Origin of the sequence: Cognatilysobacter lacus (assembly GCF_008274655.1) — a bacterium.
Classification (GTDB): domain Bacteria; phylum Pseudomonadota; class Gammaproteobacteria; order Xanthomonadales; family Xanthomonadaceae; genus Cognatilysobacter; species Cognatilysobacter lacus.
Genome location: NZ_VTRV01000007.1, coordinates 1 through 13,918, shown reverse-complemented (window position 1 = coordinate 13,918; position 13,918 = coordinate 1). Strand labels below are relative to the sequence as shown.

The window sequence follows — 13,918 nt, the reverse complement described above, 5'->3', positions numbered from 1 at the left end:
CTCGTGCAAGCTGGTGCTGCCACTGCGCACGGGCAGGTAGAAGCTGATCGTGGTGCCCTCGCGCGGCGTGCTGTCGATGGTGACGTCACCGCCGGATTGCACGGCGAACCCGTACACCTGGCTCAACCCGAGGCCGCTGCCCTTGCCGACTTCCTTGGTCGTGAAGAACGGCTCCATCGCGTGCTCGATGATCTCGGGCGGCATGCCCGTGCCGGTGTCGTCGACCGTCACCAGCACGTAGCGGCCGGGACTGCGGCGCCCTTCCGTGTCCTTCTGGTAATGCTCGCGCGTGCTCAGCGTGATGCGGCCGCCTTCGGGCATCGAATCGCGCGCATTGACGACCAGGTTGAGCAGTGCGGCCTCGAACTCCGGTGCGTCCACGCTGACCTCGCCGATGCCGCGGCCCAGCGACAACTCGATCTCGACGTTATCGCCGACGCCGCGACGCAGCACCGACTCCGCCGCATAGATCAGCGCATTGAGGTCGTGCACCTCCGGCCGCAGCGTTTGCTGGCGCGAGTACGCGAGCAACTGGCGCGTCAGCAGCGAGCCGCGCTGCGCCGCGCGGTTCGCGCCCGCGATCAGCCGCCGCACGCGCTGTGCGTCGCCGGTGTCGACGGCGATCAGGTCGAGGCTGTTGGTGATGACCGTCAGCAGGTTGTTGAAGTCGTGCGCGACGCCGTAGGTCAGCTGGCCGATCGCCTCCATCCGGTGTGCCTGCAGCATGGCCTGCTGCGCGACCTCGAGTGCGCGCTGCTGTTCGCGACGCTCGCTGATGTCACGCGTGACCTTCGCGTAGCCGATGTGCGTGCCGTCGTCGTCGTAGACCGGGTCGATGACGACGTGCGCCCAGAAGCGCGTGCCGTCCTTGCGCAGGCGCCAGCCTTCCTTCTCGAAGCGACCCTGGGTACGCGCGGTCTCGAGCGCATGCGCGGGCTCGTTGCGCACGCGATCTTCGTCCGTATAGAAACGCGAAAAATGCTGGCCGATGATTTCCTCGGCCTCGTAGCCCTTGATGCGCTGGCCGCCAGCGTTCCAGCTGGCGATCTTGCCGTCGGTGTCGAGCATGTAGATGGCGTAGTCGGTGACGCCCTGGACGAGCAGGCGAAACTGACGCTCGCTCTCGCCCAGGCCCAGCTCCGTCGTGGGCCGGATGCCTTCGAACTTCTGCAACTCGCCTTGCATTACCGCCCCTGTCGACACGACCGCTTGCTGCAAAATTAGTGACGGCTGCGTGATCAGGCCGCGACGGAACCGGCGGGTCAGTTGGGCCGGTTCAGGAGCGCCCGTGCCGCGGCGACGACTTCCCGCAACTGCTCCGGTTTCTTCATCACGGTGCAGCCGTAGCGCTCAGTCAGGCGTTCGATCGAGGCGAGGTCGCCAAGCGAGGTAAAGATGATCACGTTGGGACGCTCGGCCATCTGTTCGACCGACGCGAGAACCTGCCACCCGTCCACGTCCGGCATCATCAGGTCGCACACCACCAGGCGGGGGTTCAGGCCGCCCTGCATCAGTTGCAGCGCCACCTGGCCGGTCTCGGCCTGGTAGACGACGTGGCCATCGAGTTCGAGCATGTCCGCCAGTAGTTCGCGCACGCGCGCGTTGTCATCCACGACGAGGATTCGGGTTTCCATAGGGGCGACGGCCGTTTGTGATGGCCCATTGGAGCCGACGGGAGATTCAACGCGCGTGAGGCAGCCGTGGGCCCGGGCCCGAAAACGAACGGCCGACCCCTCGCGGGGCCGGCCGTCGACGTGCAGCGTGGTTGTCACCAGATTCGAACGCGATCCTCCGGCGCAACGTACAGCGCGTCGCCCTTGGTGATCCCGAACGCGTCGTACCACGCGTCGACGTTGCGCAGCGGCGCGAACGCGCGGATCTGGCCGGGCGAATGCGGGTCGCCGACGAGCTGCTGGCGAAGCGCGTCGTCACGGGTCAGCGTGCGCCACACCTGGCCCCAGCCGAGGAAGAAGCGCTGGTCCCCGGTGAAACCGTCGATCACGGGCGCGGGCTTGCCGCCGAGCGAGCGGTGGTACGCGTCCAGTGCGACGGTCACGCCGCCGAGGTCACCGATGTTCTCGCCCATCGACGCCTTGCCGTTGATGTGCACACCGGGCAACGCCGCGAAGTCATAGCCCTCGTACTGGGCCCCAAGCTTGGCCGCCTGCACTTCGAACTTGGCGGCATCGTCCTTCGTCCACCAGTCGCGCAGCATGCCCTTGCCGTCGGACTTGCGACCCTGGTCGTCGAAGCCGTGGATGATCTCGTGGCCGATCACCGCGCCGATGCCGCCGTAGTTCACGGCAGGATCGGCGTCGGGATCGAAGAACGGAGGCTGCAGGATCGCAGCCGGGAACACGATCTCGTTCTTGACCGAGTTGTAGTACGCGTTGACCGTCTGCGGGGTCATGCCCCACTCGCCCTTGTCGACCGCCTGGCCGATGCGGTTCCGGTCGTAGTTCCACTCGAACTGCGCCGCGCGCTCGGCGTTGCCGAACACGTCGCCGGCGACGACCTTCAGACCGCTGTAGTCGCGCCACTTGCCCGGGTAGCCGATCTTCAGGCCGAAGTTGTCGAGCTTGGCGAGCGCTTCGGTCTTGGTCGCCGGGCTCATCCACGACAGGTTCTGCAGGCGAACCCGCAGCGCGTCCTTCATGTTCGCGACCAGCGCGTCCATCTTGGCCTTCGACTCGGCCGGGAAATACATCTTCACGTAGTCGCGGCCGATCGCCTCGCCCATCGAACCTTCGGCGAAGCCGACCGCGCGCTTCCAGCGCTCGCGCTGCTGCGGCTGGCCGTTCATGAACTTCGCGCGGAAGTCGAAGTTGGCATCGACGAACGCCTTGGACAGCATCGGCGCCGCCTGGTCGACGGTGTGGAACGCCTCGTAGGCCTTCAGCGTGTCGATGTCGGTGGCGGCGAAGATCGCGGCGAGCTTCGGCACGGCGGTGTTCTGTCGCGCGATGATGCGCTGCGTCTTGTCGACGCCGGCCGCTGCCAGGTACGACTGCCACGGAAACCCCGGCGCCTTGGCGGCCAGGTCCGACGTCGCCATCGGGTTGTAGGTCTTGTCGCGGTCGCGGCTTTCCGCACGGGTCCAATGCGCCTGTGCGATCTTCGTTTCCAGCGCCATCACCGCGACGGCGCGCTGCGCAGGCTTGTCCCAGCCGGCCATGCCGAGCATCTGCTCGATGTACTTCTGGTAGTGCTCACGCTGCGGCGCGAACTTCGGGTCGAGGTACAGATCGCGGTCGCCCAGGCCCAGCCCGGACTGCCCGATGTACAACGCGTAATGCTCAGGATCACGCGCGTCGTCGCTGACGCCCAAGCCGAAGAAGCTGCTGCCGAAGCCGGCATTGGAAGCACCCATCAGCTTCGCGATGTCTTCGCGCGTCTTCGCCGAACGGATCGCCGCCAGATGGGGCTTGAGCGGCGTCGCTCCGAGCTTCTCGATGGTCGCCTCGTCCATGAAACCGCGGTACAGCGTGCCTACCTTCGCCGCATCGATGCCCGACGCCGGATCGGCCGCCGGATAGCTCTCGACGAGCTTGCGAACGCGCGCCTCCGACAGGTCGCGCAGCACGGCGAACCCGCCGTAGCTCGAGCGGTCGGCCGGGATCTTCGTGGTCTTCGCCCAGTTGCCGCTGACGTAACCGAAGAAGTCGGCGCCGGGCTTGATGCTGCGGTCCATGCCCGCGGTGTCGACACCCCAGGGACCCATGCGCGGCGCAATGATCATGTCGCCTCCGACGGTGGTGGACGCGGTGTCCGCGGGGAGCAATGACTGCAGCGAGCAGGCCTCGTCGAGGCACGTCGCCTCCTGCGCGTGGAGCGGCGTGGCAAGCGCGAGCGCGGCAGCGGTCGCGAGTGTGAGCAGTGACGTCTTCAAGCAGGATCTCCCGGGGCACCGAATGCCGGTGCGAAGCGATCCCCGAGGATAAGGGGCCGCTGCGGCATGCCCGTAGGCCGAAAGTCCCGTACGCGACGCTTCGATCGTGACCGCGTTCACGCGGCGCACCCGCCGCTCGGCAAGCGCTCAGGCTGCGCGCGTTCCGAAGATGCGGTCGCCGGCGTCGCCGAGGCCGGGAAGGATGTAGCCCTGCTCGTTGAGTCGCTCGTCCACCGACGCGACCACCACCTCGACGTCGGGATGCCTCGCTTCCACGGCGCGCAGGCCCTCGGGCGCCGCGACCAGGCACAACGCCTTGATCCTCGTCGCGCCGGCGGCCTTGAGCAGGTCGATCGTGGCGATCAGCGTGCCCCCCGTGGCGAGCATCGGGTCGAGCACGAGGGCGATCCGGTCGGCCATGCCGCCGACGAGTTTCTCGTAATAGCCGACCGCGCCGAGCGTCGCTTCGTCGCGCTGCAGTCCGACCACGCCCACCTTGGCGGCCGGCACGAGTTCCAGCACGCCGGGCAGCATCCCCAGGCCCGCGCGCAGGATCGGCACCAGCGTCACCTTGCGGCCCTTGATCCGCCTGACGCGCACCGGGCCGGCCCAGCCTTCCACCTCGACCTCCTCGGTCGGCAGGTCGGCCGTGGCCTCGTACGTGAGCAGCGTCGCCACTTCCGCCGCGAGGTCGCGGAACTCCTTCGTGCTGAGATCCGCACGACGCATCAGTCCGAGCTTGTGCTGCACCAGCGGGTGGTCAACGACGGTGATCTTCATTCGGTTGCCTGCCTGCGGGACCGCGACAGTGTGGACGACGGCCGCGGCGCGCGCGACGGGCTGCTCAGGGTGGCTCGCCGGTCCCGTCACGGGGGCTGCATCACCGCAGGCCCGGCGGCGTCGTGGAGGTTCGGCCCGCGAGCCGTGGACGGGTCGACAGTTCCGACAGCCGGTGGGCGGACGTGAGCAAGGTCGCTTGCTAATCCGGCAGGTTGGCGTAACTTCACGCGCCTTGCACATCCGGTTAGTGGCCGATGAAAGTAAAGGTTTTTAACCGGGACGATGGCTCGACGGTGGTACTGCCCGTCGACCTGCACGGAAGCTTCCCGTCGGATTTCCATGGAAAGCTGACCGAACTGGGCGATGCGATCCTCGACCTCGACTGCCTGAGCGCCGAATTCGTGCTGGCACTCGGCCTGCGCGGCTATTGCGTCGCCAGCGGCACGGATGCCGAAGCCGTGCTTGGCTGCATCAGCGAATGGATAGCACCGATCACCGACGCGGAGTGAGCCCCGCGTGCGGGGCTGGCATGGGGCGCCCGCCTGCGCGCCCGGCCCGCACTTGCCTTCCGGCCGGTCGGCATCCGGCACTGTCGCGTTCCGCGGCCACCCGAACGAGCGAATCCGGACAGGCGTCCATCCCGTATAACGGGCACGTCCACACCGGGAGTCCGCCATGAACCGACTGCAACGCACCACGCTCGCCGCCTTGTCCCTGCTCGCCATCGCGACGCCCGCGGCCGCTGCGCTCAAGCCCGGCGACGCCGCACCGGACTTCAAGGCGCAGGCCTACCTCGCCGGCAAGCCGTTCACGTTCGACCTGGCGCAGGCGCGTCGGAAGGGGCCGGTCGTCGTCTACTTCTTCCCGGCGGCACACACGCCTGGCTGCAACCTCGAGGCCCATCTCTTCTCCGAGGCCGTCGACCGCTTCAAGGCCCAGGGCGCAACCGTGATCGGGCTGAGCGCGGGCAACATCGAACAACTCGCCGACTTCTCGCGCGAGACCGAGCATTGCGGCGGCCGCTTCCCGGTTGCGGCGGACCCGGGCGCCAAGATCGCCAAGCGCTACGACGCGACGTTGATGCTGCGACCGGGCTGGTCGAACCGCACGTCATACGTCGTATCGAAGGACGGCCACATCAGTGCGGCGTTCTCCGACCTTGACCCGAAACAGCACGTGCAACGCATGCTCGACGCCGTGACGGCTGCGAAGGAATCGCCCCGCAAGTAAGCGGCTGCGCACCGGGCGCGCCGACGCATCCGGTGCGCCGTCTGCGACGGCATCGCCGACGCGCGCCAACAATGGCGGGCAGCTTCAATGCGCGCCAGCGCAACAAAGCATCCGTGCAACCGCGAGGCACCGGTAACGTCGGCGAGCGCATCCTGTACGTCGACTTGAGACAGGCAGCCCGCGCATGAGCGATACGAAACCGGCCGCGCACCACGCGCCCTCGCTGTTCGACCCGATCCGCATCGGCGCGATCGACTGCGCGAACCGGATGGTGATGGCGCCGCTGACGCGCAGCCGCGCGGCCGAAGGCCTCGTGCCCTCTCCGCTCGCCGCGGAGTACTACGGCCAGCGCGCGACCGCTGGCCTGATCATTACCGAAGCGACGCAGGTGAACGTGCTGGCGCAGGGCTACATCTCGACGCCGGGCATCTATACCGGGGCGCAGATCGAGGGCTGGCGGCGCGTCACCGACGAGGTGCACCGCCGCGGCGGCCGCATCGTGGTGCAGCTGTGGCACGTCGGGCGCATTTCGCACACCTCGCTGCTGCCCGCGGGCGAAGTTCCGGTGGCGCCGAGCGCGATCCGCGCGAAGACCAAGACGTTCACGCCCGAAGGCTTCGTCGACGTCTCCGAACCGCGCGCGCTCCGCCTCGACGAGATCCCGGGCATCGTGCGCGACTTCGCCGCTGCCGCGCGGAACGCCATGCAGGCCGGCTTCGACGGCATCGAGATCCATGCCGCGAACGGTTACCTGATCGACCAGTTCCTTCGCGACGGCAGCAATCATCGCGACGACGAGTACGGCGGCAGCATCGAAAACCGCACGCGTTTCCTGGATGAAGTCGCGACGGCGTGCGTCGCTGCCATCGGCGGCGACCGCGTCGGTGTGCGGCTGGCGCCGGTCACGCCGTCGAACGATGCCCACGACTCGAACCCGCAGCCGTTGTTCGAGCGCGCCGTGCAACGGCTCGACGCGCTCGGCGTGGCCTACATCCACGTGATCGAGGGCGCGACCGGCGGGCGCCGCGATGCGCAGCCGTTCGACTATGCCGCCTTGCGCGCGAAGTTCGGCGGCACGTGGATCGTCAACAACGGCTACGACCGCGACATGGCCGAGGCCGCCATACGCGAAGGCCGCGCCGATGCCGTGGCGTTCGGTGTGCCGTTCCTCGCGAATCCGGACCTCGTGCGCCGCTTCCGCGAAGGTGCACCGCTGAACACGCCGAACCGCGACACGTTCTACGCGGGCGGCGCGTCGGGCTACGCGGACTACCCGACGCTGGACCAGGTCGCATCCTGACCGCAGCCGCCATCGCGGGTTTGTTTGGAAGCGACCGCTGCGGCGTCGGCGATGCCGATGACGCGCGCGCCCGTCGCGTCGCGGCATGTGCGTTGGATCGGCGCCGCGCAGCACAACGCGGCATCGCGCCTCAGCCCAGCGCGCCATGGCGCCGGTGCCATTCCTCCAGCGATTCCTCGGGGTATTCGTCGAAGTGAATGTCGACGGGGCCCTCCGGGACAGGCACCCAGTTCGCCTTCGAACCCAGCATCATGTGGACGCGCTCGGTGGCCACCGGCAAGGCTGTGTCGATCGCCGAGGCGTGCGGGTGCACGTACTCCGGCCACTCCGGGTCGAACAGCCAGAGCGCACTGCCGCATGACGTGCAGAAGTGGCGTCGGCCACCGCTGAGGCGACAGTCATCGCCGTCGCGGATGCGTGCGCGATACACGCCGAGATGTTCGCGCCCTTCCACCACCAGCGTATCGGCCCGCGCGCCGAGGTTGATCGCACTGCCGCTCCCGCCCGCCGTCTTCCGACAGATGGAGCAGTAGCAGAGCTGGTACGGGACGGGTGCGTAGGCCTCGCAGTGGAAGCGCACCCGGCCGCAGTGGCAGGAACCTTCGAGCCGCATGGCGCGCCTCCTGGAACAGCCATGCTGGCCGCACGGATATCAACGTCGCATCAAGTTGGCGACGCGCGGACCGCCTGCGTTTCGCCCCGGCGTCATGCGCATGCGGCTAGCGTTTCCACGACGCGCGCCACGCCCGGTGGCGGCCTGGAGGCTCCCATGCGCCCGATCCGCACTCTTGCATTCCTTGTTGTGGCCACGGCCCTGTCCGCCTGCGCGACGGGCGACATGTCCGGCATGACCACGCCCTCCTCCAACCCGGTAGCCGGCGCGGCCGCAGCGTCCGCAGCCGGCACGCGCGCGATCGGCGCGTATGGCGCTGTCGGCACCTCGGACGATGTGCGCGGTCGATCGGGTTCGTCGGGCGCGTCGGTCCTCACCGGCCGCGCCAACATGGCCGGTAGCGACGCGGGGGCGAGCAGCTCCGCCAGCTCCACGACCTCTGACGAGACATCGGCCGACGAGAGCGCAAAGCCGCCGCGCTGAATCCGGGATCTCGGCAAATACGGCGCGGGGCCGCCGCCTGGTACGCCGCGAACGGCGCGTTGCGTATCTCCGGCAGCGTGGGCGCGAACGGGCGATTTCGCGGGGCGTCGGAACACACTGGACCTGTGACGTCGTGCCCGGGTAACGCGCCGCCGCGTACGCTCGGTGTTCCCCACCCCAGGAACGCCGTCCATGACCGTCAAAGCGTATGGAGCCCACGCCGCCGACCAGCCTCTCGTCGGCCTCGACATCGAGCGCCGCGCGCCCGGCCCCGGCGACGTGCAGATCGACATCGCGTTCTGCGGCGTCTGCCATTCCGACCTGCACACCGTGCGCTCCGAGTGGTCGGGCACCCGGTATCCCTGCGTTCCGGGCCACGAGATCGTCGGCCGCGTGAGCGCTGTCGGCGGCGACGTTTCGGGATTCAAGGTGGGTGACACGGTCGGCGTCGGCTGCCTGGTCGACAGCTGCCAGCATTGCGCGGCGTGTGGCGAAGGGCTGGAGCAGTACTGCACGAACGGATTTACCGGCACCTATAACGGCGCAACGCAGGATCCGCCGGGTTACACCCTGGGCGGCTATTCGCAGCGCATCGTCGTCGACCAGCGCTTCGTCCTGCGCATCCGACACCCCGACGCGCAGCTGGCCGCGGTCGCGCCGCTGCTGTGCGCCGGGATTACCACCTACTCGCCGCTGCGGCACTGGAACGTCGGCCCCGGCAAGAAGGTCGGCATCGTCGGCATCGGTGGGCTGGGCCACATGGGCATCAAGCTCGCGCATGCGATGGGCGCGCACGTGGTCGCGTTCACCACGTCGGAAAGCAAGCGCGCGGATGCGCACAAACTGGGCGCCGACGAAGTCGTCGTCTCGCGCGACGCCAGCGCGATGGCCGCGCACGCGGGCAGCTTCGACTTCATCCTCGACACCGTCGCCGCGCCGCACGTGCTCGACGCGTTCACCTCGCTCCTCAAGCGCGACGGCACGCTCTGCCTGGTCGGCGTGCCGGCTGATCCGCATCCGAGCCCGAGCATCGGCCTGCTGATCTTCGGTCGCCGCTCGATCGCGGGCTCGCTGATCGGCGGCATTGCCGAAACGCAGGAAATGCTCGACTTCTGCGCGGAGCACGGCATCGTTTCGGATATCGAAATGATCCCGGCCGACGGCATCAACGAGGCCTACGAGCGCATGTTGCGCAGCGACGTCAAGTACCGCTTCGTCATCGACATCGCGTCGCTCGCTGCCTGATCCACGGCAGGCGCCATCGCGGTGAATGCCGCGATGGCGCAGGTGTGTCGAGCGCGGCGCGTCAGTGCAGCGCGTGGAGGAGCGCCGCCGTGAACGCGCGAACATCGTCCGGCTTGCGGCCGGTGACGATGCTGCCGTGCCGCGGAAAAGGGACGACGGGAGGCTTGCGGCGGTTGACTGCCGAGCGACAGTCACAAAGCCGCCCGAGCCGCTCGGCAACGATCGATGCGCACCCGCGCCCGGTCAGGCGCGCTTGGCCAACCAGCGCTCCAGGTCATCCGCGCCGCCGACGCGTTCCTCGCCCACGACAACCAGCGGCGTGGTCATCAGGCCGTGTTCCTGCTTGAAGCTCTCGGTCTCCTCGCGCGACGTCAGGTGCCGGTCGTCGACGTCGAACCCGTTGCGGGTCAGCAGGTCGACGGCCTTCAGGCCGTATGGACAGACGTGGTCGGGCAGCACCATGCGATAGACGGTGGCGCGCTGGGACGTGGGTTCCTGGTCTTGCTGCATGCGAGGCTCTCCGGTCGATGCACGGATGCTGGGCAAGCGGGCGCGACGGCTGGGTCAATGCCACGGCGTTGCAGCGTCATTTCCACAGGCGAATCGCGTCCTTCGCGTCCCGTGTGGCGCGCGACAGCGTGCAACCGCAGTGCGGGCAGTCGCAGGAAGTGCAGATGAAAACCCCATCCGGCGCCCGCCGCGAGGCACACGCGAGCGTTTCCGCCGCGACCGTCGCATCCACGCGCGTGGGGTCGCGCGGACGCCACGCGAATGCGACGACTCAGCCGAGATGGCCCAGCGAATAGGCGAACGCCGCCCAGCCGGGCACGCCGTCCAGCATCACGAAGCCCACCTGCTGGGCCGCCGTTACAGCCAGCAACGCCCGATACGGCAGCCTGCGTTGCCCCTGCCGGAAGTCGCCGACAAGGAGCAGCACGATGATCAACTCGGTCAGGCCGAACGCCACGTTCATCGCCTGCTCGAAGGAGTGGATGAATGGCAGCGCCTGTTCCAGCCGCACGAACACCGGCGGCAGCAACAGCAGCGCGGTGCAGGTCATCCACCGTGCATGCAACTGCACCTGGCGCCGGTCGCGAATCGCCATGTACACGCACGTACCGAACGTCGAGACCGAGAGCAGATCGACCCACGCCAGTCGCGCGCCGAAGTGTTGCTCGAAGCCGGTAGCTCCCGAAGCCATCGCACGCACGATCAGCAGCCCGGAGATGACGAAGGCCGGCGCCAGCACATACGCCGCCTTTCCGAGACGGCGATGCAACGCGACCTTGCGCGAACGCATCAGGAAGGCCTGCGTCACCAGCAGCAGCATCCACGCGAAACCGACGATGCCGTGCGCGTGGCGGACCGCATCGTTCTCCTGCAGGCGCGAGAAGTACGACGGAACGAACGCCGCCACGGCGCCAACGGTCGCCAACAGGTAGTAGAACGCGGCGCGCGGATACAGCGGAGCACCGCGCGGAACCGCGGGGACGGGGGCACCAACGGGGATTGCGGACATTGCGGCTCCAGTTCCGCATCCTCATGCGGCTCGGCGAAGAATGCCTACGCGAAGACCCTTGCGCGCGCCGCTCGTCGATCGGCACGGCGATGACGATCAGCTGGATGGCTGCCTCGCAGCCAGGTGGAGAGGCGTCGTGCATGCACGCCGCGTCGTGGTGCGGCGTTCGCGTAACGCGCGCGTCGCGATTCCAGGACGGCAAGTGCCGCAGGCCCCGGGCCCGAACGCCACGTGCGGGCGACGGCCCGCGATGCGATCCTGCATCGACGCCGAGGATGCCCATGACGACGCCCCCGTACCCGCAGAACCACGCCCGTCTTGGCGGCCTGCTTTACCTCGTGATCATCGCGGCAGGCATTTTCGGCGAACTGTTCGTGCGCGGGTCGATGGTGGCATCGGGAGACGCGGCCGCAACGGCAGCGCATATCGCCGCGACGCCGGGCCTGTGGCGCACCGGCATCGCGGTCGACCTGCTGATGCACGTCTGCGACGTGTTCGTGATGTGGGTCATCTACCTGTTGTTGCGGCCGACAAGCGCGCGGCTCGCGCTGCTCGTGCTCCTGCTCAACCTGATCCAGACCGCGGTACTCGTGGCGAACAAGTTGCTGCTGCTCGTACCGCTGTTCCTGTCTGAGGGACACCCGGCATACCTGGCCGGGTTGGATGCCCCGCAACTTCAGGCGCTCGGCTACCTCGCTATTCGCATCCACGAATACGGTTTCGGCGTGGGCCTGGTGTTCTTCGGCGCCGTGTGCCTGGTGGAGGGCTACCTGATCCGGCGCTCGGGCTACCTGCCGCGCCTGATCGGCACGGCGATGCAGCTCGCGGGCGCGTGCTACGTCGTCAACAGCACGCTGTTGCTGCTCATGCCGCACCTGCAGGGCCAGCTGTTCCCGTTCCTGATGCTTCCCTGCCTCGTCGCCGAACTCTCGTTCGCGCTGTGGTTGCTGGTGCGCGGTGTCGACGTCCAGGCATTCCACAAGGCGCTCGCCCGCGCCTGACCCGCGACCGCGGGCCTGCTCAATCGCCGTCGTCCGCGTCCCGCGCCTCGCGGCCCTGCTGGCGGATGAGCGCGAGTTCGCGGGCATCGTTGATCGCATCGCGGACGCTCGCCAGGTCGACCCGCCGCGTGTCGTGCACGAAGCGTCCCGTGAGCTCGCTGTCGGGCCTCAGCTCGCCGGCTTCGAACAAAGCCCACATCTCCTCGCCGTACCAGGTATCGAAAAGTTCGGGCGCCCAGCGGCCGAGGCTCGCAGTCAGGTTGTTGACGTCGCGCAGCAGCATCGTGCGCGCGGCATTGTTGCCGGCCGCGCTCACCACCTGCGGAAAGTCGATGACCACCGGGCCGGAGGGATCGACGAGCACGTTGTATTCCGACAGGTCGCCGTGGATGAGGCCGCAGCAGAGCATCAACACCACCTGGCGGACCAGCACGCGGTGGAATTCACGTGCCTGTTCGGGCGTCAGCTCGACCTCGCCGAGCCTGGGCGCGGAGAATCCTTCGGCGTCGGTGACCAGCTCCATCACTAGGACGCCGTGGTAGTAGCCGTGGGGCTCCGGCACGCGGACGCCGGCGTCGCGCAACTGGTACAGCGCGTCGACCTCCGCGTTCTTCCATGCGGTTTCCTGCTGTTTGCGGCCGTAGTTGGTGGCCTTGCCGATCGCGCGGGTCTCGCGGCTGCCGCGCACCTTGCGGCCTTCCTGGTACTGGACGCGCTGCTTGAAGCTGCGCTGTGCCATGTCCTTGTAGACCTTCGCGCAGCGCACGTCGTCGCCGCTGCGAACCACGTAGACCGCTGCTTCCTTGCCGCTCTTGAGCGGACGCAACACTTCGTCGATGACGCCGTCGTCGATCAGTGCCTGCAGGCTGGGGGGTGTCTTCACGGAATCCGCTGTCGGGTCGCGCTCCAGCGCGACGGGCGCCTAGTGTTGCAGGAAACCGGCCGGGGGGACGAAGCGTCCGTCGCCGCTGGCACCGATAGATGCGTCGGTACGAGGCGCCGCCGCGCGGCCGCTACACTCGTCGGCCCGATTCCGGACATCCCGATGCCCGAGCCCGTCCGACTCGCCCAACGCGTGGCCCAGCTCTTCGGCTGCACGCGCACCGAGGCCGAAAAATACATCCGCAACGGCTGGGTCACGGTCGACGGACAGGTCGTGGACGCGCCGCAGCGCCCGGTCGAGAACCAGACCGTGCTGCTCGACGAGCGTGCCAAGCTCGAAAACGTCGAGCCGGCCACGGTTTTGCTGCACAAGCCGGTAGGGATCGATGCGATCGAGGGCCGGTCACCCGCCGGCGCGCTGATCACGCCCGAATCGCGTTGGGCCGATGATCCGTCGGACATCCGCATCCTCGATCGGCATTTTCATCGCCTAACGCCCCTGGTGCCCTTGGAAAGGGGCGCGAGCGGCCTGATGGTGCTCACGCAGGACGGCCGGGTCTGGCGTCGCCTCACCGAGGACGCCGACGAGATCGAGCACGAATACCTCGTGGAGATACAGGGCGAGATCGTTCCCTACGGTATCGGCCGCCTGAAGTTCGGGCTTTCCTACCGGGGCCGGCCGCTGCCGCCGTGCAACGTGAGCTGGCAGAACGAGAACCGTCTGCGCTTCGCGATCCGCGCGGCGCGCGAAGGCCAGCTGCAGGACATGTGTCGGCAGGTGGGGCTCGAGGTGCTGTCGATCCGCCGGCTGCGCATCGGCAAGGTCGGGATTGGCAAGGGACCGGCCGGTGCGATGCCGCCGGGTTCGTGGCGCTACCTGCCGGTGGGCGCGAAGTTCTGATCGGCCGCCGGGCGCCGCTGCCCGCGCGCGCTGACGGCTGAGGAAACGGTCCTTTCGCCCGCCCGCGGGCGCACG

General features: G+C 68.3%; 14 protein-coding genes and 1 pseudogene. 7 read left to right on the top strand and 8 right to left on the bottom strand.

The genetic code is table 11. The features are described 5' to 3' along the window. Window positions 1-30 precede the first annotated feature (30 nt). The 4 genes and pseudogenes from FW784_RS01325 to upp all read right to left on the bottom strand — a co-directional run. Window positions 31-1,185, bottom strand: a pseudogene (locus FW784_RS01325) (PAS domain S-box protein); the annotation flags it as partial. A 77-nt stretch (window positions 1,186-1,262) separates the two neighbouring features. Beyond that, window positions 1,263-1,634 carry a response regulator transcription factor gene (locus FW784_RS01320; RefSeq protein WP_187770617.1) on the bottom strand — a complete coding sequence of 124 codons (372 nt, stop codon included), beginning with the start codon at window positions 1,632-1,634 and terminating at the stop codon, window positions 1,263-1,265. A 134-nt stretch (window positions 1,635-1,768) separates the two neighbouring features. Then, window positions 1,769-3,889, bottom strand: a complete 2,121-nt coding sequence (locus FW784_RS01315) for a M13 family metallopeptidase (protein WP_149351554.1) — start codon at window positions 3,887-3,889, stop codon at window positions 1,769-1,771. 147 nt (window positions 3,890-4,036) lie between these two features. Then, complete coding sequence (gene upp / locus FW784_RS01310) at window positions 4,037-4,669, bottom strand: uracil phosphoribosyltransferase (RefSeq protein WP_149351553.1); 633 nt, start codon at window positions 4,667-4,669, stop codon at window positions 4,037-4,039. A 254-nt stretch (window positions 4,670-4,923) separates the two neighbouring features. Between upp and FW784_RS01305 the strand changes: the two genes are divergently transcribed. The 3 genes from FW784_RS01305 to FW784_RS01295 all read left to right on the top strand — a co-directional run bounded on the left by FW784_RS01305 (window position 4,924) and on the right by FW784_RS01295 (window position 7,199). Next, window positions 4,924-5,178, top strand: coding sequence for a hypothetical protein (locus FW784_RS01305; protein ID WP_149351552.1), 255 nt, complete (start codon window positions 4,924-4,926; stop codon window positions 5,176-5,178). A 166-nt stretch (window positions 5,179-5,344) separates the two neighbouring features. Beyond that, window positions 5,345-5,899 carry a peroxiredoxin gene (locus tag FW784_RS01300; protein ID WP_149351551.1) on the top strand — a complete coding sequence of 185 codons (555 nt, stop codon included), beginning with the start codon at window positions 5,345-5,347 and terminating at the stop codon, window positions 5,897-5,899. Window positions 5,900-6,083: 184 nt separating this feature from the next. Then, the gene (locus FW784_RS01295) at window positions 6,084-7,199 is read left to right on the top strand and encodes an alkene reductase (RefSeq protein ID WP_149351550.1); all 1,116 of its coding nucleotides are present in this window, start codon (window positions 6,084-6,086) and stop codon (window positions 7,197-7,199) included. A 130-nt stretch (window positions 7,200-7,329) separates the two neighbouring features. Here FW784_RS01295 and FW784_RS01290 read toward each other — a convergent pair whose 3' ends face one another. Beyond that, the gene (locus FW784_RS01290; RefSeq protein ID WP_149351549.1) at window positions 7,330-7,812 is read right to left on the bottom strand and encodes a GFA family protein; all 483 of its coding nucleotides are present in this window, start codon (window positions 7,810-7,812) and stop codon (window positions 7,330-7,332) included. 156 nt (window positions 7,813-7,968) lie between these two features. Between FW784_RS01290 and FW784_RS01285 the strand changes: the two genes are divergently transcribed. Together FW784_RS01285 and FW784_RS01280 are read left to right on the top strand one after the other, a co-directional pair. After that, on the top strand, window positions 7,969-8,295 hold the full coding sequence (locus FW784_RS01285) for a hypothetical protein (RefSeq protein WP_149351548.1): 327 nt from the start codon (window positions 7,969-7,971) through the stop codon (window positions 8,293-8,295). Window positions 8,296-8,487: 192 nt separating this feature from the next. Next, complete coding sequence (locus FW784_RS01280) at window positions 8,488-9,540, top strand: NAD(P)-dependent alcohol dehydrogenase (RefSeq protein WP_149351547.1); 1,053 nt, start codon at window positions 8,488-8,490, stop codon at window positions 9,538-9,540. Between the two features lie 243 nt (window positions 9,541-9,783). Here FW784_RS01280 and FW784_RS01275 read toward each other — a convergent pair whose 3' ends face one another. Then, the gene (locus FW784_RS01275; protein ID WP_149351546.1) at window positions 9,784-10,050 is read right to left on the bottom strand and encodes a glutaredoxin domain-containing protein; all 267 of its coding nucleotides are present in this window, start codon (window positions 10,048-10,050) and stop codon (window positions 9,784-9,786) included. A gap of 271 nt (window positions 10,051-10,321) precedes the next feature. Next, window positions 10,322-11,059, bottom strand: coding sequence for a cytochrome b family protein (locus tag FW784_RS01270; protein ID WP_149351545.1), 738 nt, complete (start codon window positions 11,057-11,059; stop codon window positions 10,322-10,324). A gap of 281 nt (window positions 11,060-11,340) precedes the next feature. On the opposite strand from FW784_RS01270, the gene FW784_RS01265 reads away from it, so the two are divergent. Then, the gene (locus FW784_RS01265; protein ID WP_235893527.1) at window positions 11,341-12,060 is read left to right on the top strand and encodes a DUF4386 domain-containing protein; all 720 of its coding nucleotides are present in this window, start codon (window positions 11,341-11,343) and stop codon (window positions 12,058-12,060) included. Between the two features lie 19 nt (window positions 12,061-12,079). On the opposite strand, the gene FW784_RS01260 is transcribed toward FW784_RS01265, so the two are convergent. Further along, a complete protein-coding gene (locus tag FW784_RS01260) occupies window positions 12,080-12,943 on the bottom strand; it encodes a PA4780 family RIO1-like protein kinase (protein WP_149351543.1) in 864 nt (287 codons plus the stop codon). A gap of 162 nt (window positions 12,944-13,105) precedes the next feature. Between FW784_RS01260 and FW784_RS01255 the strand changes: the two genes are divergently transcribed. Further along, the gene (locus tag FW784_RS01255; RefSeq protein ID WP_149351542.1) at window positions 13,106-13,843 is read left to right on the top strand and encodes an rRNA pseudouridine synthase; all 738 of its coding nucleotides are present in this window, start codon (window positions 13,106-13,108) and stop codon (window positions 13,841-13,843) included. Window positions 13,844-13,918 lie beyond the last annotated feature (75 nt).